The 20,853-nt window shown below is 71.6% G+C and carries 21 protein-coding genes and 2 tRNA genes; 5 read left to right on the forward strand and 18 right to left on the reverse strand.

Annotated elements, in window-relative coordinates:
* The first annotated feature begins 17 nt into the window (after positions 1-17).
* Positions 18-1,592, forward strand: a complete 1,575-nt coding sequence (locus M4J07_RS13600; RefSeq protein ID WP_255971460.1) for an NADH-ubiquinone oxidoreductase-F iron-sulfur binding region domain-containing protein — start codon at positions 18-20, stop codon at positions 1,590-1,592.
* A gap of 72 nt (positions 1,593-1,664) precedes the next feature.
* Here M4J07_RS13600 and M4J07_RS13605 read toward each other — a convergent pair.
* Positions 1,665-1,737: transfer RNA gene (locus M4J07_RS13605), tRNA-Ala, on the reverse strand.
* A 146-nt stretch (positions 1,738-1,883) separates the two neighbouring features.
* Here M4J07_RS13605 and M4J07_RS13610 point away from each other — a divergent pair.
* Positions 1,884-3,074 (forward strand): glycosyltransferase 87 family protein, encoded by a 1,191-nt coding sequence (locus M4J07_RS13610; RefSeq protein ID WP_255971462.1) that lies wholly within the window; start codon positions 1,884-1,886, stop codon positions 3,072-3,074.
* Here the strand turns inward: M4J07_RS13610 and M4J07_RS13615 are convergent.
* The 3 genes from M4J07_RS13615 to M4J07_RS13625 form a co-directional block, all read right to left on the reverse strand.
* Positions 3,043-3,276: a hypothetical protein gene (locus M4J07_RS13615; protein ID WP_127831505.1), complete on the reverse strand. Its 234-nt coding sequence runs from the start codon at positions 3,274-3,276 to the stop codon at positions 3,043-3,045. The two genes, M4J07_RS13610 and M4J07_RS13615, sit on opposite strands and share 32 nt — an antisense overlap.
* 10 nt (positions 3,277-3,286) lie before the next feature.
* Positions 3,287-3,493 carry a hypothetical protein gene (locus tag M4J07_RS13620; RefSeq protein ID WP_255971468.1) on the reverse strand — a complete coding sequence of 69 codons (207 nt, stop codon included), beginning with the start codon at positions 3,491-3,493 and terminating at the stop codon, positions 3,287-3,289.
* An 88-nt stretch (positions 3,494-3,581) separates the two neighbouring features.
* Positions 3,582-4,937: an MFS transporter gene (locus M4J07_RS13625; protein ID WP_255971470.1), complete on the reverse strand. Its 1,356-nt coding sequence runs from the start codon at positions 4,935-4,937 to the stop codon at positions 3,582-3,584.
* A 213-nt stretch (positions 4,938-5,150) separates the two neighbouring features.
* Between M4J07_RS13625 and M4J07_RS13630 the strand changes: the two genes are divergently transcribed.
* Positions 5,151-6,038: a helix-turn-helix transcriptional regulator gene (locus M4J07_RS13630; protein WP_255971472.1), complete on the forward strand. Its 888-nt coding sequence runs from the start codon at positions 5,151-5,153 to the stop codon at positions 6,036-6,038.
* Positions 6,039-6,064: 26 nt separating this feature from the next.
* Here M4J07_RS13630 and M4J07_RS13635 read toward each other — a convergent pair.
* From M4J07_RS13635 to M4J07_RS13665, 7 genes are all read right to left on the reverse strand, one after another.
* Positions 6,065-6,137, reverse strand: a tRNA-Ala gene (locus M4J07_RS13635).
* Positions 6,138-6,268: 131 nt separating this feature from the next.
* The gene (locus M4J07_RS13640; RefSeq protein WP_255971474.1) at positions 6,269-6,913 is read right to left on the reverse strand and encodes a histidine phosphatase family protein; all 645 of its coding nucleotides are present in this window, start codon (positions 6,911-6,913) and stop codon (positions 6,269-6,271) included.
* Entirely contained in the window at positions 6,910-7,368 is a 459-nt protein-coding gene (rsfS, locus tag M4J07_RS13645) for an RsfS/YbeB/iojap family protein (protein WP_255971476.1), read from the reverse strand. The genes M4J07_RS13640 and rsfS overlap by 4 nt, the downstream gene beginning before the upstream one ends.
* A gap of 140 nt (positions 7,369-7,508) precedes the next feature.
* On the reverse strand, positions 7,509-9,170 hold the full coding sequence (locus tag M4J07_RS13650; protein WP_255971478.1) for an LCP family protein: 1,662 nt from the start codon (positions 9,168-9,170) through the stop codon (positions 7,509-7,511).
* A gap of 25 nt (positions 9,171-9,195) precedes the next feature.
* Complete coding sequence (gene nadD, locus M4J07_RS13655) at positions 9,196-9,858, reverse strand: nicotinate-nucleotide adenylyltransferase (protein WP_255971480.1); 663 nt, start codon at positions 9,856-9,858, stop codon at positions 9,196-9,198.
* 43 nt (positions 9,859-9,901) lie between these two features.
* Complete coding sequence (locus tag M4J07_RS13660) at positions 9,902-10,066, reverse strand: hypothetical protein (RefSeq protein ID WP_255971482.1); 165 nt, start codon at positions 10,064-10,066, stop codon at positions 9,902-9,904.
* A gap of 115 nt (positions 10,067-10,181) precedes the next feature.
* Complete coding sequence (locus tag M4J07_RS13665; protein WP_255971484.1) at positions 10,182-10,325, reverse strand: hypothetical protein; 144 nt, start codon at positions 10,323-10,325, stop codon at positions 10,182-10,184.
* A gap of 112 nt (positions 10,326-10,437) precedes the next feature.
* On the opposite strand from M4J07_RS13665, the gene M4J07_RS13670 reads away from it, so the two are divergent.
* Positions 10,438-11,532, forward strand: coding sequence for a M48 family metallopeptidase (locus M4J07_RS13670; protein WP_255971486.1), 1,095 nt, complete (start codon positions 10,438-10,440; stop codon positions 11,530-11,532).
* A gap of 9 nt (positions 11,533-11,541) precedes the next feature.
* On the opposite strand, the gene M4J07_RS13675 is transcribed toward M4J07_RS13670, so the two are convergent.
* The 5 genes from M4J07_RS13675 to proB form a co-directional block, all read right to left on the reverse strand.
* Positions 11,542-12,621: an SCO2583 family membrane protein gene (locus tag M4J07_RS13675; RefSeq protein WP_255971488.1), complete on the reverse strand. Its 1,080-nt coding sequence runs from the start codon at positions 12,619-12,621 to the stop codon at positions 11,542-11,544.
* Between the two features lie 78 nt (positions 12,622-12,699).
* Positions 12,700-13,296 carry an SCO2584 family spore wall biosynthesis protein gene (locus M4J07_RS13680; protein ID WP_255971490.1) on the reverse strand — a complete coding sequence of 199 codons (597 nt, stop codon included), beginning with the start codon at positions 13,294-13,296 and terminating at the stop codon, positions 12,700-12,702.
* Positions 13,297-13,364: 68 nt separating this feature from the next.
* Positions 13,365-14,651, reverse strand: coding sequence for a glutamate-5-semialdehyde dehydrogenase (locus tag M4J07_RS13685; RefSeq protein WP_255971493.1), 1,287 nt, complete (start codon positions 14,649-14,651; stop codon positions 13,365-13,367).
* Between the two features lie 124 nt (positions 14,652-14,775).
* The gene (locus M4J07_RS13690; protein ID WP_255971495.1) at positions 14,776-15,261 is read right to left on the reverse strand and encodes a hypothetical protein; all 486 of its coding nucleotides are present in this window, start codon (positions 15,259-15,261) and stop codon (positions 14,776-14,778) included.
* Between the two features lie 167 nt (positions 15,262-15,428).
* Positions 15,429-16,556, reverse strand: a complete 1,128-nt coding sequence (gene proB, locus M4J07_RS13695) for a glutamate 5-kinase (RefSeq protein ID WP_255971497.1) — start codon at positions 16,554-16,556, stop codon at positions 15,429-15,431.
* A 250-nt stretch (positions 16,557-16,806) separates the two neighbouring features.
* On the opposite strand from proB, the gene M4J07_RS13700 reads away from it, so the two are divergent.
* The gene (locus tag M4J07_RS13700; RefSeq protein ID WP_255971499.1) at positions 16,807-18,900 is read left to right on the forward strand and encodes a hypothetical protein; all 2,094 of its coding nucleotides are present in this window, start codon (positions 16,807-16,809) and stop codon (positions 18,898-18,900) included.
* A gap of 144 nt (positions 18,901-19,044) precedes the next feature.
* On the opposite strand, the gene obgE is transcribed toward M4J07_RS13700, so the two are convergent.
* Positions 19,045-20,484 carry a GTPase ObgE gene (obgE, locus tag M4J07_RS13705; RefSeq protein WP_255971501.1) on the reverse strand — a complete coding sequence of 480 codons (1,440 nt, stop codon included), beginning with the start codon at positions 20,482-20,484 and terminating at the stop codon, positions 19,045-19,047.
* A gap of 107 nt (positions 20,485-20,591) precedes the next feature.
* Entirely contained in the window at positions 20,592-20,846 is a 255-nt protein-coding gene (gene rpmA / locus M4J07_RS13710) for a 50S ribosomal protein L27 (protein ID WP_255971503.1), read from the reverse strand.
* Positions 20,847-20,853: the final 7 nt, after the last annotated feature.

The following is a 20,853-nucleotide window of genomic DNA, read 5'->3' on the forward strand; positions in this document are numbered from 1 at the left end:
CCCTACGGAGGCACGCAGTGAACACCGCACTGCCCGACGTCCCGGAAGTCCGCGTCGTCGGTCTCCCCCAGCTCACCTCGGGGTTCGACCTCGTGGAGCGGCTCGACCTCGACATGCACCTGAAGGTGCACGGCCCGCTGGAACCCATGGCGGGCGAGCAGCTCGCCCAGCTGGCCCAGGCGGTGTCCCTGCGCGGCCGCGGCGGCGCGGGCTTCCCGTTCGCCAAGAAGCTGCGCGCGGTCGCCGAGTCGGCGATCCGGCGGGGCGTGCGGCCCGTGGTCGTGGTGAACGGCAGCGAGGACGAGCCCGCCTGCCGCAAGGACACCGTCCTGATCAACCGGGCCCCGCACCTGATCCTCGACGGCGCCCTCCTGGTCGCCGAGGCGCTCGGGGCGCGCACGCTCGTCGTGGGCGTGACCCGGGACTCCACCGAGGCGTCGATGCAGGCGGCCCTCGCCGAGCGCGGCCTGACCAACCGCCGCAACGCGCCGCTCCGCGCGCGCGTGCAGCGCAATCCGGTGCGGATGGTCACCGGGGAGTCCTCGGCGCTGATCCGCTCGGCCGACGGCGGCCCGCCGATGCCGCCGGGCCGCAAGGTGCGCGCCTCTGACTCCGGGGTCGGCGGCGCCCCCACGCTCCTGTCGAACGCGGAGACCTTCGCCCAGCTCGCCGTCGCCGCCCGCACGGGACCCGAGCGGTACTGCCGCACGGGTCTGCACGACGAGCCGGGCACGGTGCTGCTCACGCTCTCCGGAGCCGTGGCGCGCCCGATGGTCCTGGAGGTCCCCTCCGGGGTTCCGCTGCGCTACGTCCTCCAGCTCGCGGGCGCACCCCCGCTCCCCCAGGGCGTCCTCACGGGCGGCTACCACGGCAAGTGGCTGGACGGGGTGGGGGCGCAGGACGCGATCGTCTCCCGGGCCTCCCTGGAGGCGTGCGGCGGCGCCCTGGGCGCGGGCGCGATCCTGCCGATCGGTCCTGACACCTGCCCGCTCGGCGAGGCTCTGAAGGTGGCGCAGTGGCTGGCGTCGGAGAGCGCCGGCCAGTGCGGGCCCTGCTACCTGGGGCTGCCCGCGGCGGCCCGCGGCCTGGAGGACGTCCTGAACGGCGGCGGGCCGACCGCCCTGGAGGCGTTGCGCGAGGTCACGCGCGCGGTGAAGCGGCGCGGGGCGTGCAAGCACCCGGACGGTTCGGCCGCGTTCATCGAGTCGACGATCTCGGCGTTCACCGACGACCTGGCCGCCCATGTGCTGGGCGCCGGCTGCGGGCGTCCGGTCCGCGGGGTGCTGCCGCTGCACAACGAGGCTCCGGCGGGCGCGGCGCCCAGCGGGAAGCGGCTCGCCGTCGACTGGACGCTGTGCCAGGGCCACGGCCTGTGCCGGGACATCGTGCCGGAGCTGATCCAGCTGGGCCCCGACGGCTTCCCGGCGGTCGCGGAGGCGGCGGTGCCGCGCTACTCGGAGGCGAGTGCGGTGCGGGCGGTGCGGCGCTGTCCTGCGCTCGCCCTGCGCATCGAGGAGGATCCCGCGGCGCTGCCCGCCCGGCCGGCGCTGCCGCCCGCGCTCCCGCCGGGCCGCAGCCGGGCCCGCAGGTAGCCGCGGGCCGTCACGACTGCCAGGACACACGAAAGCGGGCCATCCGATCGGATGGCCCGCTCTCAATTCCTGTGGAGCTAAGGAGAATTGAACTCCTGACCTCCTGCATGCCATGCAGGCGCTCTACCAACTGAGCTATAGCCCCTTGCTGAGATCCGCCCGGTCTTCCTGTCGGTTTCCCCGGCGGCGACGCCAACATTACACGGTCACCCGGGTGCATCACCAAATCGTATCCGTTCTGACCCGGTCTGTAGGCAAAGAGGCCAGATAGGGCCACTACTGTCGCCTGACGTGACTGCGCTCGCCCTGCCCCGCGCCCATCGTCGTGTTCCCGCAGCTCTGGGTGTCTGCCTGCTGTCCTTCGCGGGCTTCTGGTTCGCCCAGCGGGCCGCCCACGTCTCCATGATCGACTTGTTGGTCTACCGCGCGGAGGGGGCGACCGTCCGGGCAGGAGGCGACCTGTACGCCCTCCGTGCGACGCATGCCCGGCTTCCGACGACCTATCCCCCCTTCGCCGCGCTGCTGTTCACCCCGCTGACGCTCCTGGACGTCGCCACGCTGCGCGCCGCGGCGACCGTCGCGAACCTGGTCCTGCTCGTGGCCCTCGCGCTGCTCTCCCTGCGACTGGTGGGCCGCCACGCGCGCGTGGAGCACGCCCTGTGGGTGGCGGCCGGCGCCGTGTGGTGCGAGCCCGTGTGGACGACGCTCCGCTACGGCCAGGTCAATCTGCTGCTGGCCGTGCTCGTCCTGTGGGATCTGACCCGGCGGCCCGGGCACCGCTGGGCGGGGGTCGGGATCGGGGTCGCGGCGGCGATCAAGCTGACCCCGGCGCTGTTCGCGGTGTTCCTGCTGTGCACCGGGCTCGCGCAGGCGGCGCGGGGCGGCGCCTGGCGGCCGTGGCTGCGGCACGCGCGCGTGGCGGCGTGCTCCTTCGCGGGCGCCACCGCCCTGGCGGCCGCCGTCCTGCCGCACGACTCGTACCGCTTCTGGACCCGGATGGTCTTCGAGGCGAGCCGGGTCGGGCACGCCGAGGAGACCGCGAACCAGTCGCTGCGCGGCGTGCTGGCCCGGCTGCTGCACACCGGCGACCCGGGCCTCTGGTGGGTCGTCACGGCCGCGACGGCGGGTGCGCTCGGGCTCGCCGTCGCGGTCGCCTCCGCGCTGCGCGGGCGGCAGGCACAGGCGGTGCTGGCGTGCGCGGCGACGGCTCTCCTGGTCAGCCCGGTCTCCTGGTCGCACCACTGGGTGTGGTGCGTGCCGCTGGTGCTGCTGGTGTGGGACTCCGGCCGCCGCGGCGTCGCCGCGCTCATGGCCCTGACGTTCTGCGCGTACGCCCTGTGGTGGGTGCCGCACGGTTCGGGCCGGCCCGAACTGCATCAGAACAGCGGCCAGTTGGTGCTTTCGGCGCTCTACGCGGGGGTGGCCTGCGCCTTCCTGGCGCAGTGCGGGGTCAGGCTGTGGCGAACGAGTAGAACCGCTTGAGCGTGCAGTGCTCGTCCAGGAGGCGGCCGTAGATCGGCTCGCCCTCCAGCTCCCGATACGTCTCGATCGGGTCGCCCTTTATGATCAGCGCCCGCGCGCACTCCTCGCACCAGTACTGGTAGTCGGGGTTCACGGGCTCCATGTCGCGCACGATGGGCGTACCACTGCCGCACCAATCGCACTTCCTCCGGTGTGACCCCATGTCGATCCGTTCAGCTCCAGCTGTGGCCGCAGGCCGTGCACACGTACGAGACCCCGCCGTTGTCACCCAGCATCTGGGCGACGTGGGAGGAGCCGCAGGTCGGACAGTTGAGGCGAAGCGGGACATTATCGGCCGGGTGGGACGGGGGCGAGGGCTCGGTGGATATCGCTGCCACGCCGAGGAGGCGGTCGGCCTCCTCGTTGATGCTCAAGGGCATCGCGCACTCCCTCCCGTCGGGCCGTCTTCGTCGGTCGGACGCAGCCCTCCTCCGGCCGTCCGATTCTGCCACGGCCGGAGCAATACGGTCAGCGACGCATGCGTACCAGTCCGGATACGGCAGCCAGGACAGCCGCTCCGGCCAGCGCATAAGCGCACAACAGGAGCGCGTCCGCAGAGTTATACGCCCCAGGAGCCCCCTGTGCCTCAACCCGGTTGAGGAAAAGTGCCCCGAAGGCCGCGACGCCGATCAGCTGGCCGAGCTGGGTCACGGTCGCCAGCAGACCACTGGCGTCGGCCGCGTCCTCGGGCCGCACCGTGGCCAGGGCCCGCGTCAGGGCCGGGCTGAAGCCGAGCGAGAGGCCCACGCCGACCACGACGAACGAGACGTAGAGCCAGAGCCCGCCGCCGCTCCCGCCGCGCAGTGCGAGCCCGGTGCCGAGCGTGCCGGCCGCGGCGAGCACGAACCCGCCCGGGATCATGCCCCGTTGCCACCGCTGCGGCCAGCGGCGCCAGGTCAGCCCGACCGCCCCGAACGCGAGGGCCGCGGGCGTGAAGGTCAGCCCGGCGCGCAGCGCGCCGTACCCGAGGCCGCCCTGGACGTGCAGGGTGAGCGTGAAGAGGTAGCCCGCGTTGACCGCCATCACCGCGAACACCCGGAAGACGGCCAGGCCGATGCCGGGCAGGCGCAGCACCCGCGGCGCGATCAGCGGCGCCCCGCCGCGCCGCGCGAGCGCCGACTCGTACGCCCAGAACAGGGCGAACAGCACGACGGACGAGCCCAGGCAGAGCCAGGACCACAGCGGCCAGCCCTCCTCCTGCCCGAGCACCAGCGGGACGGTGAGCAGCGAGACGGAGCCGCCCAGCAGCACGAGCCCCACCAGATCGAGGGCGCCGCCCGCACGGGCGCCGTCGCGGGGCAGCTCCCGCCGTCCGAGGACGAGCAGGGCCAGGCCGACCGGCACGTTCACCAGGAACACCGAGCGCCAGCCGGTGCCGAACAGGTCGGCGCTGACCAGCACCCCGCCGGCCACCTGCCCGGCGGCGGCGCCGACCGCGAGGACGGCCGCGTACACCCCGAGCGCCCGCACCCGGGCCTGTCCGGCGAAGTGCCGCTGCACCAGGCTCAGCACCTGCGGGATCATCAGCGCCGAGCCGGCGCCCTGCACCATGCGGAACGCGATCAACTGGCCGCTGCTCTGCGCCAGTCCGCAGGCCAGCGAGGCCGCGGTGAACAGCGCGAGACCGCCGAGCACGGCCCGCCGGTGCCCGAACAGGGCGCCGAGCCGCGCGCCGGTGATCAGGAGGACCGAGTACGTGATGGTGTATCCGGCGACGATCAGCTGCAACGCGGCGCCCGACGCGTCGAGTTCGGTCCGGACGGTGGGTGCGGCCACGTTCACGATGAACACGTCGAGGACGGCCATGAACTGGGCGGTCAGCACGACCGCGAGCAGCCGCCCGCGCTTGGTCGCGGGGCCGTTGTCAGTGCCAGGGGCTTTACTGGATCCGGGAGTTGGGGATCGCGGACTTTCCGGGACGGTTGTCGTCATGTCCTGGAGCCTGGCGGTGGTCGGGCACGGGTACCGAGAGCCCGCTGATGCTGGTACCGGCACCACCCGGTACGCGCCTTCCGCGGCGCGGCACCGGGGCGAACGATGGGGGACGTGACGACGATGACCACGACGGAGCGCACCACCGGCAGGCCGCAGGACCGGCGCAGGCCCGAGCTGGCCGCCTTCCTGCGGGGCCGCCGGGCGCGGGTGACCCCGCAGGACGTCGGCATGCCCGGAGGCCCGCGCAGGCGCACTCCCGGCCTGCGCCGCGAGGAGGTCGCGCAGCTGTCGGGCGTCGGCGTCACCTGGTACACGTGGCTGGAGCAGGGCCGCCCGATCAATGCCTCGCCGCAGGTCCTGGACGCGGTGGCCCGCACCCTGCGCCTCGATCTGCCGGAGCGCGAGCACCTGTACCACCTGGCGGACGTGCCGTTCTCCCCCGCCCACGAGGACACCGGGCAGTCGGTGCGCCCCGAGGTGCAGGGCGTCCTCGACGCGGTGGCCCCCTTGCCCGCCGTGGTCTACAACGGCCGGTTCGATCTGCTCGCGACCAATGCCCCGTACCGGGCCCTGTTCATCCTCCGTCCCGGGACGCAGCCCCCCGTGCCCAATGCGCTGCGGACGCTGTTCCTGGCCCCCGAGGCGACCTGCCCGCTGGTCCACCGGGAGACGGAGCTGCCGGTGATGGTGGCGACCCTGCGCTCCGCGTACGGGCGTCATGTGGGCGAGCCGGTCTGGGAGCGCTTCATAGGCGAGCTGGCGGCGGCCAGCCCCTACTTCGCCGAGCTGTGGGAGAGCGGCGACGTCGTGCCTCCGGGCTCCCGCGTGAAGACGTTCCGGTGCGTCGAGACGTCCGGTGTGCTGCGGATGACGTCGACGTCCCTGTCCATCGACGGGATGCCGGAGTGCCGGATCGTCGTGTACTCCCCCGCGGACGACGACACGCGCACCCACCTGACCTGTCTGGGCAACGAAAAATCCCGCCCCTGACGGGACGGGATTTCCGGTGATTCCTGTGGAGCTAAGGAGAATTGAACTCCTGACCTCCTGCATGCCATGCAGGCGCTCTACCAACTGAGCTATAGCCCCTTGCGTTCTTCCCCCTCCGGGCTTTTCCCCCGGCGGGCCGAACAAGAAGAACTTTAGCCTGCGACCTGCCGGAAAGTGAAATCCGGTCCCCGCGCTCCGCAGGGACCGGCCTCAACCGCCGCGGCAGGGCCTCAGTCGTCGTCGCCGAGGACCGGCTCGGGCAGCGTGCCCGCGTTGTGCTCGAGCAGCCGCCAGCCGCGCGCGCCCTCGCCGAGGACGGACCAGCAGCAGTTCGACAGACCGCCGAGCCCCTCCCAGTGGTGGGACTCGAGACCCAGGAGGCGACCGATGGTGGTGCGGATGGTGCCGCCGTGGCTGACCACGACGAGCAGACCGCCGTCCGGCAGCTTGTCCGCGTGCCGCAGCACGACGGGCGCGGCCCGGTCGGCGACCTCGGTCTCCAGCTCGCCGCCGCCCCGGCGCACGGGCTCGCCGCGCTTCCACGCGGCGTACTGCTCGCCGTACCGCCCGATGATCTCGTCGTGCGTGAGGCCCTGCCACTCGCCGGCGTACGTCTCGCGCAGGCCCTCGTCGTGCGTGACGGCGAGACCGGTCAGAGCGGCCAGCTCGGCGGCGGTGGCCGCGGCCCGCTTGAGGTCCGACGCGACGATCGCGTCGGGCTTCAGGGAGGCCAGCAGGCGGGCGGCGCGGCGGGCCTGGGCGACGCCGGCCTCGGTCAGCTCGATGTCCGTGCTGCCCTGGAAGCGGCGCTCCAGGTTCCAGGCGGTCTGGCCGTGCCGCCACAGGACGACGCGGCGCCCCCGGGAGCTGCTCAACGCAGCTCACCACCCAGCTCACGCAGCTCGTCGGCCTCTTCGGCGGCCTGCTCGCGCTGGGCGTGCTCGGCGGCCTTGCCACGGGTGGCCTTGGCGTCGGCCGGCAGGTCCAGCTCGGGGCAGTCCTTCCACAGCCGCTCCAGGGCGTAGAAGACGCGCTCCTCGCTGTGCTGGACGTGGACGACGATGTCGACGTAGTCGAGCAGGATCCAGCGGGCGTCGCGGTCGCCCTCGCGGCGGACCGGCTTGGCGCCGAGCTCCTTGTTCAGGCGCTCCTCGATCTCGTCGACGATCGACTTGACCTGCCGGTCATTGGGCGCGGAGGCCAGCAGGAAGGCGTCCGTGATGGACAGCACATCGCTGACGTCGTAGGCGATGATGTCGTGCGCGAGCTTGTCGGCGGCCGCCTGCGCGGCGGCGTTGATGAGCTCGAGGGAACGGTCAGTGGCGGTCACTACAAGGCTTTCCGTCGGCGGGCACAATCCCCGGATGTCCGTCACGGGGCTGACTCAAGGGTCTCACGGACCGCCGGACGACCTCACTGCATTCCCGGTGGCCCCGGCGCGCAAGGGCGCCGGGGCCACCGGGCGGGGCGTCACTGCCCGCCGGTGTAGTCCTGGCCGAGGACGACGGACACGTCGGCGTTCGCCGCGGTCCTGCCCTTCCGTACGGCCGACGTCGGCAGGCCGAGCGTCTTGGCGACCTCCACCGCGTCCTGCTTGCGGGCGGCGTCGGCGTAGATGACCTGGGAGGACACCACGCTCGTGCCGGTGCCGCCGGAGACGAAGGTGTAGCCGCCGTTGACCAGGGTGACCCTGGCCTTCTCGGTGCGGGCCGTGACGCCGGTGGCGTTCTTGACGCCGACGCGCAGCGAGTCGCCCTTGGCGGGTGCCTTCACGGTGCCGCCGAGGACGTCCTTGACGACGGAGTCCGCGGCGGACTCGGAGAGGGTGCCGCCGCTCTGGACCGGCAGCAGGGCGGTCTTGTAGTCGCCCTCCTTGGCGTGGTCGGCGAGCTTGGCGAGGAAGGCGCCGAGGTCCTTCTCGGTCAGCGACGGGTCGAGGATCTGGGCGAGGGTCTGCACGGTCGTCGTCGCGGCCTGCGGGTCCGACGACAGCTTGCGCAGCACGCCCTGCATGACCTGGCCGAACCGCATGAGCTGCGCGGTCTGGTCCTCGCCCTTCGCCCGGTACGTGGCGTAGCCGACGGCCATCGGGCCGCTGAGGGTCTGCTGCTCGCCCTTGTGGACGAGGGCCGTGCCCTTCTTCGCCGGGTCGGGGACCGTCGCGTTCGTGTCGATGTCGATGTTGCCGACGAGCTCGACGAGGTTGTTGAGGTAGGGGGTGTCGAGGCGCCAGGTGCCCTCGATGTCGGTGCCGAGCAGCGTGTCGATCTCGTCGCCGGTGCCGGCGGAGCCGTCGTCGCCGACGGACTTGCCGAGCGTGGTGGCGGTGCCGTCCTCGGCCGACAGGGCCAGCGAGTTGGGCAGCAGGACGGTGGTGCCCTGCTTGGTGGTGGTGTTGTTCACCAGCAGCGCCGTGGAGGTGGCGCCGCCCTTGGTGTTGTGCAGGTGGACGACGATGACGTCCCGGTTCTGCGGGCCGGCCTCGGCGGCGGCGCCGGCCGCGGCGCCGTCCTTCGACAGGAACGGCAGCTTGTCCTGCGACCAGAGGTAGCCGACGCCGCCGACCAGGCACAGCGCGAGGACCACGACGAGGGCGACGATCCGGTTGCGGCCGCGCCGCTTGGCCTCCTCGCGGCGCTCGCTGCGCGACTCGGTGAATTTCAGCCAGTCGATGACGTCTTCGGAGTTGTCGTCCGGTTCCTCCACGAAGGAGAACTGCTCGGTGCGGTAGTCCCGGTCCTGCGGCCGCGCCGGCTCCTCGCGCGGCGGCGCCTGCTGCGGGATGTAGGCGGCGGTCTGCTCGACGTCGACCTGCTGGGCGACACGGGGCTGCTCACCGGTCCCGGCCTGGGCGCCGTACGGGTCGTAACTCCCGGGCTGTGCGTGACCGTAGGGGTCGTACGCGTGCGGGGGCTGCTGCTGCGGCGGGGCGGGCGGCGCGGGCGGGACCGGCTGCTGCTGACCCGTCGCGTACGGGTCGTAGCCGTACCCGTACGCTGAGCCATCTGCGGACCGCTCGTACGACGGCGCCTGCTGGACCTGCCGGTAGACCGGCTGGCCGAACTCGTCATAGCCGACCAGCTCGTACTGCTGCTGGTCGTAACCGTCGTAACCGTCGTAACGGTCGTTCACCGATGCCCCTCTCGGCGGTGCAGGGTCATTCGCCTCGGTACAGCTGGCGCTTGTCGATGTAGCGCACCACACCATCCGGCACCATGTACCAGATGGGGTCTCCCTTGGCGACTCTGTCACGGCAGTCCGTGGAGGAGATCGCGAGGGCCGGGACCTCGACGAGCGAGACACCGCCCTCGGGCAGGCCAGGGTCGGTGAGCGGGTGACCCGGCCGGGTGACGCCGATGAAGTGTGCCAGGGAGAAGAGCTCTTCGGTGTATCGCCAGGTGAGGATCTGGCCCAGGGCGTCGGCGCCCGTGATGAAGAAGAGGTCCGTGTCCGGATTGAGCGCGCGCAGATCGCGCAGCGTGTCCGTGGTGTACGTGGGTCCGCCGCGGTCGAGGTCGATGCGGCTCACCGAGAACTGCGGGTTCTCGGCGGTGGCGATGACCGTCATCAGATAACGGTCCTCGGCCGGGGACACCTTCTTGTCGCTCTTCTGCCAGGGCTGCCCGGTCGGCACGAACACCACTTCGTCCAGGTGGAACTGCGCGGCGACCTCACTGGCCGCCACGAGGTGCCCGTGGTGAATCGGGTCGAACGTTCCGCCCATGACGCCGAGGCGTCGCTTGGCGGGCGAGACCCACTCGCGATCCGGGCCGCCGGCCGGGCTGTTGACCGGGCCGGTAGGCATGTCCTGCGCTCCCATGCGTGCAGAGCCTACTGGCCCGATCCGTGTGGTCCCGTCCGGGTCAGCGGTCGCGGTTGAAGCGCGTGGTGATCCACAGCAGCAGAAGGAGGATGACGAAAGCGGCGCCGCCCGTCATGAGGGGGCTGATGCTCTCGTGGTTGCCGCCGTGCTCGCCGCCCTCGGAGGCGAGTGTGGCCAGCTGGGCAGCGGAGACGTGGAGGCTCATCGTCAGCAGGACCTATCCGGTGTGGGATCGGGACAGAGATTTCTGACCCATCGTAAGCGGGGGCTGTCGCGGTGCTCACGCCGACTCTGCCGAACGTGCCGCCCGTACGGCCTCGTCAGTCGTCGCGCTTGTAGCCGCGCAGCAGGAACCAGGCCAGGAAGACGGCGCCGAGGACGCCGACGATCAGGACGATGCGCAACAGGTTGCCGGCTCCCTGGTCGGACGCCGCGGCGCTGATGACGTGATCGACGTGGTCCATGACGGTTCGCTCCTTCTGTGTGCTGCCCCGTCACGGTATCTCCGCCTAGTCTGGACTCCACCTTGGGGGCACGAACGGACACGACGGACACTCACAACGACATGGGGGACGCATGCCCGACGTACCGAACGAGCAGCACGAGAACGTACCGAGCAGGCAGCGCAGGCGCTTTCCGGGGATCTCCTCGCGGGCGTACGAGCACCCGGCGGACCGCTCGGCGCTGGTCGCCCTGCGCAAGCTCAGCGGGTTCGACACGGTCTTCAAGGCGCTCAGCGGCCTGCTGCCCGAGCGCAGTCTGCGGCTGCTGTTCCTGTCGGACTCGGTGCGCGTCTCGGACGACCAGTTCGCGCACCTGAACGCGATGCTGCGGGACGCCTGTTACATCCTGGACCTGGAGAAGGTCCCGCCGATGTACGTCAACCAGGACCCGCAGCCGAACGCGATGTGCATCGGTCTCGACGAGCCGATCATCGTCGTGACGACCGGTCTCGTGGAGCTGCTCGACGAGGAGGAGATGCGGGCGGTCGTGGGCCACGAGGTCGGCCACGCGCTGTCCGGCCACTCGGTCTACCGGACCATACTGCTCTTCCTCACCTCGCTCGCCCTGCGCGTGGCGTGGATCCCGCTCGGCAACCTCGCGATCATGGCGATCGTGACGGCGCTGCGCGAGTGGTTCCGCAAGTCGGAGCTCTCCGCGGACCGTGCCGGTCTGCTGGTCGGCCAGGACCTGCAGGCCTCCATGCGCGGCCTGATGAAGATCGCGGGCGGCAACCACCTGCACGAGATGAACGTGGACGCGTTCCTCAAGCAGGCCGAGGAGTACGAGGCCGGGGGCGATCTGCGCGACTCGGTCCTGAAGATCCTGAACGTGATGCCGCGCTCGCACCCGTTCACCACGGTGCGCGCCGCCGAGCTGAAGAAGTGGTCCGAGACCCGCGACTACCAGCGGCTGATGGACGGTCACTACCCGCGGCGCACCGAGGACAAGGACACCAAGGTGTCCGACTCGTTCCGCGAGTCGGCCTCGCACTACACGGATCACGTGAAGAACTCGAAGGACCCGCTGATGAAGCTGGTCAGCGACATCGCGGGCGGCGCGGGCGACCTGGGCGGCCGGGTGCGGCGCGGCTTCGGGAACTTCGGCGGCAACGGCGGGGGCAACAACGGCAACCACGGCACGCAGGACGACCGGGACCGGGACGAGTAACCGCCGCTCCTAGACGGACGGTTGGGCACTGGGGGCGAGTGCGCCGCACAGCGCGGTCGCGGCGCCCGTCGCGTACGGGTCGGTGCCCGCCGGTCCGTCCTTCTTCGCCGTCTGGCCCGCGAGCAGCGGATGCAGGTGCTCGGCCGAGTCGGCGGAGCAGGCGAGCGGTCCCGCCTGGACGTAGGACACGAGCAGTTCGGCCTGGTGGTTGCGCAGGTCGTCACGGTCGAAGCGGAAGTGCAGTTCGCGGCGGACCGTGAACAGGGACGCCTCGGTGCTGCCGGAGTCGGTCGTCGGCCGCAGCGCGTAGACGAAGGTGTGGTCCGAGGTCACTTCGAGGGTGTTCGGGTCGGCCTCGGCGAAGTGCAGCGTGCCGTGCACGCGGATGTGGTCGTCGGCGAGGAGGGTCTGCGCCGGGTCGAAGCGGACCAGCCAGCCGGTCGCGGCGTGCCGTCCGTCGACGACCGGCCTGGCGAAGCTCTGGTCGAACTGGTCGAGCTGCTGCGGGTCGACGAGCGTGCGCACGGTGCGGACGGCGCCGCCGGTGAGCACGTCCGGGTCGAGCGAGGAGTCGACGAGGTAGTCCTTGGCCGTGGTCAGCGCGGTGACGACCTGGCCGTCGGAGAAGTGCGCGGTGCGCCGGGCGGCCGGCAGCCGTATGCCGTCGGCGGCCGTGCGGAACCGGGCCGCGGGGCTGTGCTCGTACAGGTCGGCGACCGAGTCCGAGCCGGGCACCTTGCCGGCCGGGGCGAGCGGGATGACGGTCATCCGCAGTGGTTCGGTGTGCCGGGCGACGGGCGCCGTGCGGTACGGGCTGCGCACGCCCATGTAGATCGCGGTGCCGAAGGCGATCACGATCAGGACGACGAGGACGGCGGCCTGCCGCGTCAGTCCGCGGCGCAGCGTGGGCGTGCGGCGGACGGCCGGGGCGTGGTCGGTGATCCGCTCCTGGGCGGAGAACTCCTGGAGGCGGGCAGCCCGGACGAACGACTCGTCGAACACGACGGATCGGTACTCGTCCTCGCTCCCACCACCACCGCCGGGGGTGCCTTCCGGTGTCCCCTCCGGTGGGTCTCCTGGCCCGCCCATACCTTCAGGGTAGGTCTCTGGCACCCCAGGTAAACGCCTCGGTGCACGACAACTTCCGACGGCGCCCCACGCGAATCGTCAGGGGGTGCGCGGCACCGCGGAAACCGCAGGCCGTGAGTAGTCCGCGGAGGCGGACGGCGGACCCGGGACGTTCTTCTCCAGTTCCGTGGTCGCGGGCGGCGGCACCTGGTCCGAGCGGCCGGCCGAGGCGCCGCGGTAGACGGCGGTGAAGGCGAGGGCGACCATGCCGATACCCATGAGCAGGGCGAGCGCCCAGGCGACGGGCCGGCGCCAGCGGATCATGCCCGCGTACGCGCGCGTCCTGCCGTCCCGCTCCAGCTCCTCCTCGTAGAGGTCGTCCACGTCGTCGAAGGCGTGGCCGAACCCGTCGGAGCCGTCCCGGCCGAACCCGTCCGGGTCCGTGTCGTCGTAGAAGTCGTCGTCCGGGCCGCGGCGTATCCGGGCCCTGCGGGCCTCGGCCTCCTGGGCCTCGGCACGGGCCTGTGCCGCGGCGAGCAGGCGCTCGACCGCGGTGGGCTCATGGACCTCGGCCGCCTTCACGAAGTCCTCGTCGAAGACCACGGAGGCGAACTCTTCGTCCCAGCCCCCGCGGTCGTGGTCGTCGTCGGGCTCCCAGCCGTCCGGGAACGGCGTGCCCCCCACGTCCTCCGGCACCCGTCCAGAGTAGACCTGAGGGGTCAATTTGGGCAGACGGTAAGGGAATTCACCCCACAAGACGCTGCTTAACGGGTGTGGCCGTCGCCCGTGACGATGTACTTGGTGCTCGTCAGCTCCGGGAGTCCCATGGGGCCGCGGGCGTGCAGCTTCTGGGTGGAGATGCCGATCTCGGCGCCGAAACCGAACTGGCCGCCGTCGGTGAAGCGCGTCGAGGCGTTCACGGCGACGGTCGTGGAGTCGACGAGCTGGGTGAAGCGGCGGGCCGCCTGCTGGGAGGTGGTGACGATGGCCTCGGTGTGGCCGGAGGACCACAGGCGGATGTGCTCGACGGCCTTGTCGAGGTCGTCGACGACGGCGGCCGCGATGTCGTACGAGAGGTACTCGGTCTCCCAGTCGTCCGGGGTCGCCTCGACGACCTCGGCCTTCGACTGCGCGGCGTAGCCGAGGATCCGCGGGTCAGCGTGGACGGTGACGCCGGCCTCGGCGAGCGCGTCGAGGGCGCGCGGCACGAACGCGTCGGCGATGTCCTGGTGGACGAGGAGGGTCTCGGCGGCGTTGCAGACGGAGGGGCGCTGGGCCTTGGAGTTGACGAGGATGTCGATCGCCATGTCGATGTCGGCGGCCGCGTCGACGTACACGTGGCAGTTGCCGGTGCCGGTCTCGATGACGGGGACGATCGAGTTCTCCACGACGTTCTTGATGAGCGAGGCGCCGCCGCGCGGGATCAGCACGTCGACCAGGCCACGGGCGCGCATCAGCTCGGTGACCGAGTCGCGGCCCTCGCCGGGCACCAGTTGCACGGCGTCGGCGGGCAGGCCGCTGCCGCCGACGGCGTCGCGCAGCACGCGGACGAGCGCGGTGTTCGACTCGTAGGCCGACGAACTGCCGCGCAGGAGGACCGCGTTGCCGGACTTGAGGCAGAGGGCGGCGGCGTCCACGGTGACGTTCGGCCGGGCCTCGTAGATGATGCCGACGACGCCGAGCGGGACGCGGACCTGGCGCAGGTCGATGCCGTTCGGGAGGGTGTTGCCGCGCACGACGGTGCCGACCGGGTCGGGCAGGGCGATGACGTCGCGCACGTCGGAGGCGATGGCGCGGACCCGCTCGGGGGTGAGCGTGAGCCGGTCGATGATGGCCTCGGAGGTGCCGGCGGCGCGGGCCTTGGCGATGTCCTTGGCGTTGGCCTCGACGATCTCGGCCGTACGGACTTCGAGGGCGTCGGCCATCGCGGCGAGCGCGTCGTCCTTCTCCGCACGCGGCAGGGAGGCGATGTCGTTGGCCGCGGCGCGGGCGCGGTAGGCGGCCTGGGTGACCGGGGTCATCGAGTCGTACGGGTTGAGCGAAGGCGTCATGCCCCGCAGGGTAACGGGGGGCGTGGTGGCGTCCAGACCGTATTCCGGGTGCTGAGACATGGCCGAAAACGGGCTGGGAGCGGGTCGGGCCCGTTTGGTTCCGGCTGCGCGGGGTCGGCGCTGCCTAGAAGGGGTGCACGCCCACCGGCGTCGCCGGGAGCGGGCCGTAGCCCGCCGCGATCCGGTGGTGGTAGGTCTGGCGGTCGATGACCTCCAGACCGACGATCTCCCAGGGCGGCAGCTGGGACGTCTGGCGGTGCTCGCCCCACAGGCGCAGGGCCACCGCCGCCGCGTCGTGCAGGTCGCGGGCCTCTTCCCAGTAGCGGATCTCGGCGTGGTCGACCGCGTAGCGGCTGGTGAGCAGAAAGGGATGGTCGTGGGCGAGCTGTTCGAGGCCGCGGCGCACTTCGGCCAGGGGCGCCTCGGCGCCGGAGACGCTGAGCGTGATGTGCCAGAGGCGGGGGCCTTCTTCGGCCACCGTGGTCCGCTCGGTGTCCGGGTCGGCGGCGGAGTCCTCCTCGTACGCGTCCCCCGCGGCCACGCTGGTCAGCGCCCGCTCCGCAGACCCTCGAGACCCCTTGGGTGCGGCCCCCGGGCGCGCTCGTCTCACGACGGCCTCCTTTGCGCAATGGTCGTGCGGAACTTCCCTGCGTGAACACCCTGCATCAAGAGTTGAGCAGGCCACGGAGCTTCATGGGGTGGTTTTGGGGAAGGTCCCCCTCGGGTGGCAGGCTTTCGGCCGTTTACACAGGCGTTTCGAAGGCGGACCGGGGCAGATCAAGCCCGCAGGAGGACCAGGTCGTCCCTGTGTACGACTTCCCGTTCGTAGGCGGGACCGAGGTCGCGGGCGAGCTCCCGTGTTGAACGGCCGATCAGCTGCGGGATCTCCTTGGCGTCGAAGTTGACGAGGCCGCGGGCGACCGCCCGGCCGCTCTCGTCACGCAGTTCCACGGGGTCGCCCGCGCTGAATTCGCCCTCCACGGCGGCGATGCCGGCCGGCAGCAGCGACTTGCGCCCGTCGACGACCGCGCGCACGGCGCCGTCGTCGAGGGTGATCGCGCCCTGCGGGGTCGAGGCGTGCTGCAGCCAGAGCAGGCGGTCGGCGCTGCGCCGGCCGGTGCGGTGGAAGCAGGTGCCGGTGTCGCGGGCGGCGAGGGCGTCGGCGGCGTGACTGGCGCTCGTCAGCACGACGGGGATGCCGGCCGCCGCGGCGATCGAGGCGGCCTCGACCTTGGTGACCATGCCGCCGGTGCCGACGCCCGCCTTCCCGGCGGAGCCGATCTTGACGTGCGCTATGTCGGCGGGGCCGCGCACCTCGGCGATGCGGGAGGTGCCGGGCTTGCTGGGGTCGCCGTCGTAGAGGCCGTCGACGTCGGAGAGGAGGACGAGCAGGTCCGCGTGGACGAGGTGGGCGACGAGGGCGGCGAGCCGGTCGTTGTCGCCGAAGCGGATCTCGTCGGTGGCGACCGTGTCGTTCTCGTTGACCACCGGGAAGGCGCCCATGGCCAGGAGCTGGTCGAGGGTGCGCGAGGCGTTGCGGTGGTGGGCGCGGCGGGCCATGTCGTCGCTGGTGAGCAGGACCTGGCCGACGCGGACGCCGTAGCGGGCGAAGGAGGCGGTGTAGCGGGCGACGAGGAGTCCCTGTCCGACGCTCGCGGCGGCCTGCTGGCGGGCGAGGTCCTTGGGGCGGCGGGTCAGGCCGAGTGGGGCGAGGCCGGCCGCGATGGCACCGGAGGAGACGAGGACGATCTCCTTCTCTCCCCCGCTGCGGTGCTTCGCCAGGACGTCCACGAGGGCGTCGACCCGGTCCGCGTCCAGGCCCCCCGCGGCCGTGGTGAGCGACGACGATCCGACCTTGACCACGATCCGGCGCGCGTCCGCGACGCCTTGCCTTGCCCTTGACATGGCTGGCAATTTACGTGACGTGGTCATCCGTGCGCCCTGGGGTTTCGAGGGGCGGACACCGTCGGGCGGTCCGGACGGGAACTTGGTCACTTTGGTTCGTACCCTTTGCCCCTTTATCCGGTGATTGATGTCACGGAGGATTGCTACGGGACCGCCGAAAGTCATACGGTCAGTGGTCAGCCTTTTCACCGAGGTGGACCATCCCCCCAAGGGTCCCCCCACCCTCCTATCCCTGCCAGGAGCCCAGCCCGTGCCCTCCGCCGGACTTGCCTCGCGCCGCATCGTGCAGCTCTCAGCGCTGTTCGCGATGTTCGCGCTCTATGTGGCCCAGCTCGTCAGCGCGCTCGTTCCGTACGTCCCGGTCTTCGTCGCAGCGAGCGCGGCCGGTCTCGCCCTCGACACGTATCTCCAGTACAAGCAGCCCGGCCTGCTGTCGCTTCTCGGCAAGATCCGCTTCGACGTCACCGTGCGGCAGCTGCTGCGCGACATGCTGATCCTGGTCGGCCTGCTGCGTATCGACGGCATCGACCCGCTCGGCGAGCAGGCGCCGCTCCTGATCGCGCTGCTCGCCGTCTACGGGACGCACTTCGCCTGCCAGGCGGCCGCGGTCCTGGTCCGCCGCACCCGCACGCTGCCGATCGTCACGCGCAACATCGACACCACGGCGCTGCGCCTGTCCACGGCCCCGCCGCGGATCCTGGCCCGCCGCGCCAGCCACCGCCTGCTGAGCTTCTCGATCCCGGCCACCGTCGGCCTGGTGATCACGGCGGCGACGACCGACGCCTACTGGGGCGGCATCGGTCTGGGCATCTCGATCGCCCTGTTCGGCGGCGGCGCGCTCTACCTGGGCACCTGGCTGCTGCCCAAGAAGCGCGCGCTGAACGACCAGAAGGTCATCGAGTGGCTCGACAAGTGGCTGGCCGCGTACAAGCCGACCGTCGCCATGTACTTCTCCGGCGGCACGACCTCCGCGTACCAGGCGAACATGTGGCTCTCCACGCTCGCCGACGTGGACGGCAAGCCGCTGATCGTGCTGCGCGAGCGCTTCATGGTGAACAAGATCGACGCGACCGACGTGCCGATCATCTGCTTCCCGAAGGTCGCCACGATGTTCTCCCTGGAGAACTCGACGCTGAAGATGATGCTGCACCCGGCGAACGCCGCGAAGACCTCGCAGGTGCTGCGCATCCCGACGATCAAGCACGCGTTCATCAACCACGGCGAGTCCGACAAGCTGTCGTCCTGCAACCCGTACGCGAAGGCGTACGACGAGGTGTGGGTGGCGGGCCCCGCGGCCCGCGACCGCTACCAGCTGGCCGACGTCGGCGTCGAGGACAAGGACGTCGTCGAGGTGGGCCGCCCGCAGCTCTCCCCGATCACGGTCGGCACGGGCCCCGCGAAGAGCGCGTACACGACCGTCCTGTACGCCCCCACCTGGGAGGGCTGGGACGGCAACCCGGGCAACACGTCGGTGATCCTGGCCGGCGAGAACATCGTGCGGCACCTGCTCGCCGACGAGAAGGTGCGGCTGATCTACAAGCCGCACCCGATGACCGGTTCGCAGGTCCCGGCCGCCGGTGAGGCCAACAAGCGCATCATGGCGATGATCCGCGAGGCCAACACCCGCCGCTCCGGCGCCCGCCCGGGCCCCGAGGCCGCCGCCGAACTGACCCGCACCGCCGCCGCGCTCGACGAGCTGACCTCCACGTCGTTCCGCACCAGCGCGGACGAGATGGAGAAGATGCTGCTGCAGGGCAAGCCCGACGGCGACCGCGCCGCGGCCGTGGCCGAGGCGACCGCCGCGTGGGAGCGGGCGTACTGGGCGTCGTTCCCCGAGTGGGAGCACCTCATCGTGACCGAGGCCCGCCCGGCGATCTTCACCTGCTTCAACCAGGCCGACGTCCTCGTCTCGGACGTCTCCTCGGTCGTCTCCGACTGGCTGAGCAGCGAGAAGCCGTACGCCGTCGCCAACACCTCGGGCCTGTCGGAGACGGACTTCCGCGCCGGCTTCCCGACGGTGAGCGCCGCGACGATCCTGGCGCCGGAGGCAGAGGGCGTACCTGCCCTTCTCGCGGCCGTTCGGGGCGAGACCGAGGACATCCACGCCGAGGCGCGTCTGGAGCTCAAGGAGCACCTTCTGGGCCCCTCGGACCCGCCGTCCATGGACCGCTTCAACGTCGCCGTGCGCGCACTGTGCGAGCGGGCCGACGAGCGCCGCGTGCGGATGGCCGCGCGGGGCGAGACGGAGATCCCCGCCCAGCGCGAGGACTCGGTCGAGGAGCAGGTCGCCGAGGCCATGGAGGGCGAGGCCGCCCCGGAGTCCGAGGACTCGGTCACGGCATAGCCACGTACGCGCACGAAGGGGCCCCCGGGACAAATCCCGGGGGCCCCTTCGTGCGTGGCGCACCCGCCGCACAGCGGCGAGCGGGCGCAGCAGAGCGGGCCGCACCCAGGGGTGCGGCCCGCGGAGACTTCCGTTCGCCGGAGGCTAGAACGGTTCGAAGTCGTCGTACTCCTGCTGGGCCTCGTCCCGCTCCGCCTGCCGGTCGCGGCGGCGCTGAGCAGCCGGACGCGGGGCCTCCATGCGGTGGTCCTCGCCACGGCGGCCGAGCATCTCGGCGCCCGCCATCATGGTGGGCTCCCAGTCGAAGACGACCGCGTTGTCCTCGGGGCCGATCGCGACGCCGTCGCCGCTGCGGGCGCCCGCCTTCATCAGTTCGTCCTCCACCCCGAGGCGGTTGAGGCGGTCGGCCAGGTAACCCACGGCCTCGTCGTTGCTGAAGTCGGTCTGGCGCACCCAGCGCTCCGGCTTGTCGCCGCGCACCCGGAACAGGCCGTCCTCCTCGCGCACGACCGTGAAGCCGGCGTCGTCCACGGCCTTCGGACGGATGACGACGCGGGTCGACTCCTCCTTGGGCTGCGCGGCGCGGTGGGCGCCGACCAGCTCGGCGAGCGCGAAGGACAGCTCCTTGAGGCCCTTGTGGGCGACGGCGGAGACCTCGAAGACGCGGTAGCCGCGCTCCTCCAGGTCGGGCCGGACCAGGTCGGCGAGGTCCTGGCCGTCGGGCACGTCGATCTTGTTGAGGACGACCAGGCGCGGGCGGTTCTCCAGGCCGGCGCCGTACTCCCTCAGTTCGGCCTCGATGACGTCCAGGTCGGACACCGGGTCGCGGTCGGACTCCAGGGTCGCCGTGTCCAGGACGTGCACGAGCACGCTGCACCGCTCGACGTGGCGCAGGAACTCCAGGCCGAGGCCCTTGCCCTGGCTGGCGCCCGGGATCAGTCCGGGCACGTCCGCGATGGTGTAGACGGTCGCACCGGCGGTGACGACGCCCAGGTTCGGGACCAGCGTCGTGAACGGGTAGTCGGCGATCTTCGGCTTGGCGGCGGAGAGCACCGAGATCAGCGAGGACTTGCCGGCGCTCGGGTAGCCGACGAGCGCCACGTCGGCGACCGTCTTCAGCTCCAGGACCACGTCGCGCAGGTCGCCGGGGACGCCGAGCAGCGCGAAGCCGGGGGCCTTGCGGCGGGCCGAGGCGAGGGCCGCGTTGCCGAGGCCGCCGCGGCCGCCCTGGGCGGCGATGAAGGTGGTGCCCTGGCCGACCAGGTCGGCCAGCACGTTGCCCGCCTTGTCGAGGACGACCGTGCCGTCGGGGACGGGCAGGACCAGGTCCTGGCCGTCCTTGCCGGAGCGGTTGTCGCCCGCGCCCGGCGCACCGTTGGTGGCCTTGCGGTGCGGGGAGTGGTGGTAGTCGAGGAGCGTGGTCACCGACTGGTCGACGACCAGGATGACGTCGCCGCCACGGCCGCCGTTGCCGCCGTCCGGGCCGCCGAGCGGCTTGAACTTCTCCCGGTGTACGGAGGCACAGCCGTGGCCCCCGCTACCCGCGGCGACATGCAGCTCGACGCGGTCCACGAAGGTGGTCATGGTTCAGTGCCTCCAGAAACGAGCGGAAATGTCTCTACTTCAACACGCGAAAGGCGGACCCGCTTCCCGTCACGGGAAGTGAGGTCCGCCTCGCGAGAAAGTCCGGGTCAGGCGACCGGGACGATGTTCACGACCTTGCGGCCGCGGTGGGTACCGAACTCCACCGCACCGGCGGCGAGGGCGAACAGCGTGTCGTCCTTGCCGCGGCCGACCGAGTTGCCCGGGTGGAAGTGGGTGCCGCGCTGGCGGACCAGGATCTCACCGGCGTTCACGGTCTGACCGCCGAAGCGCTTCACACCGAGCCGCTGAGCATTGGAGTCGCGCCCGTTCCGAGTGGACGATGCGCCCTTCTTGTGTGCCATCTTGTCT

The sequence above is a fragment of the Streptomyces longispororuber genome (assembly GCF_024448165.1).
Taxonomy (GTDB): Bacteria; Actinomycetota; Actinomycetes; order Streptomycetales; family Streptomycetaceae; genus Streptomyces; species Streptomyces longispororuber_A.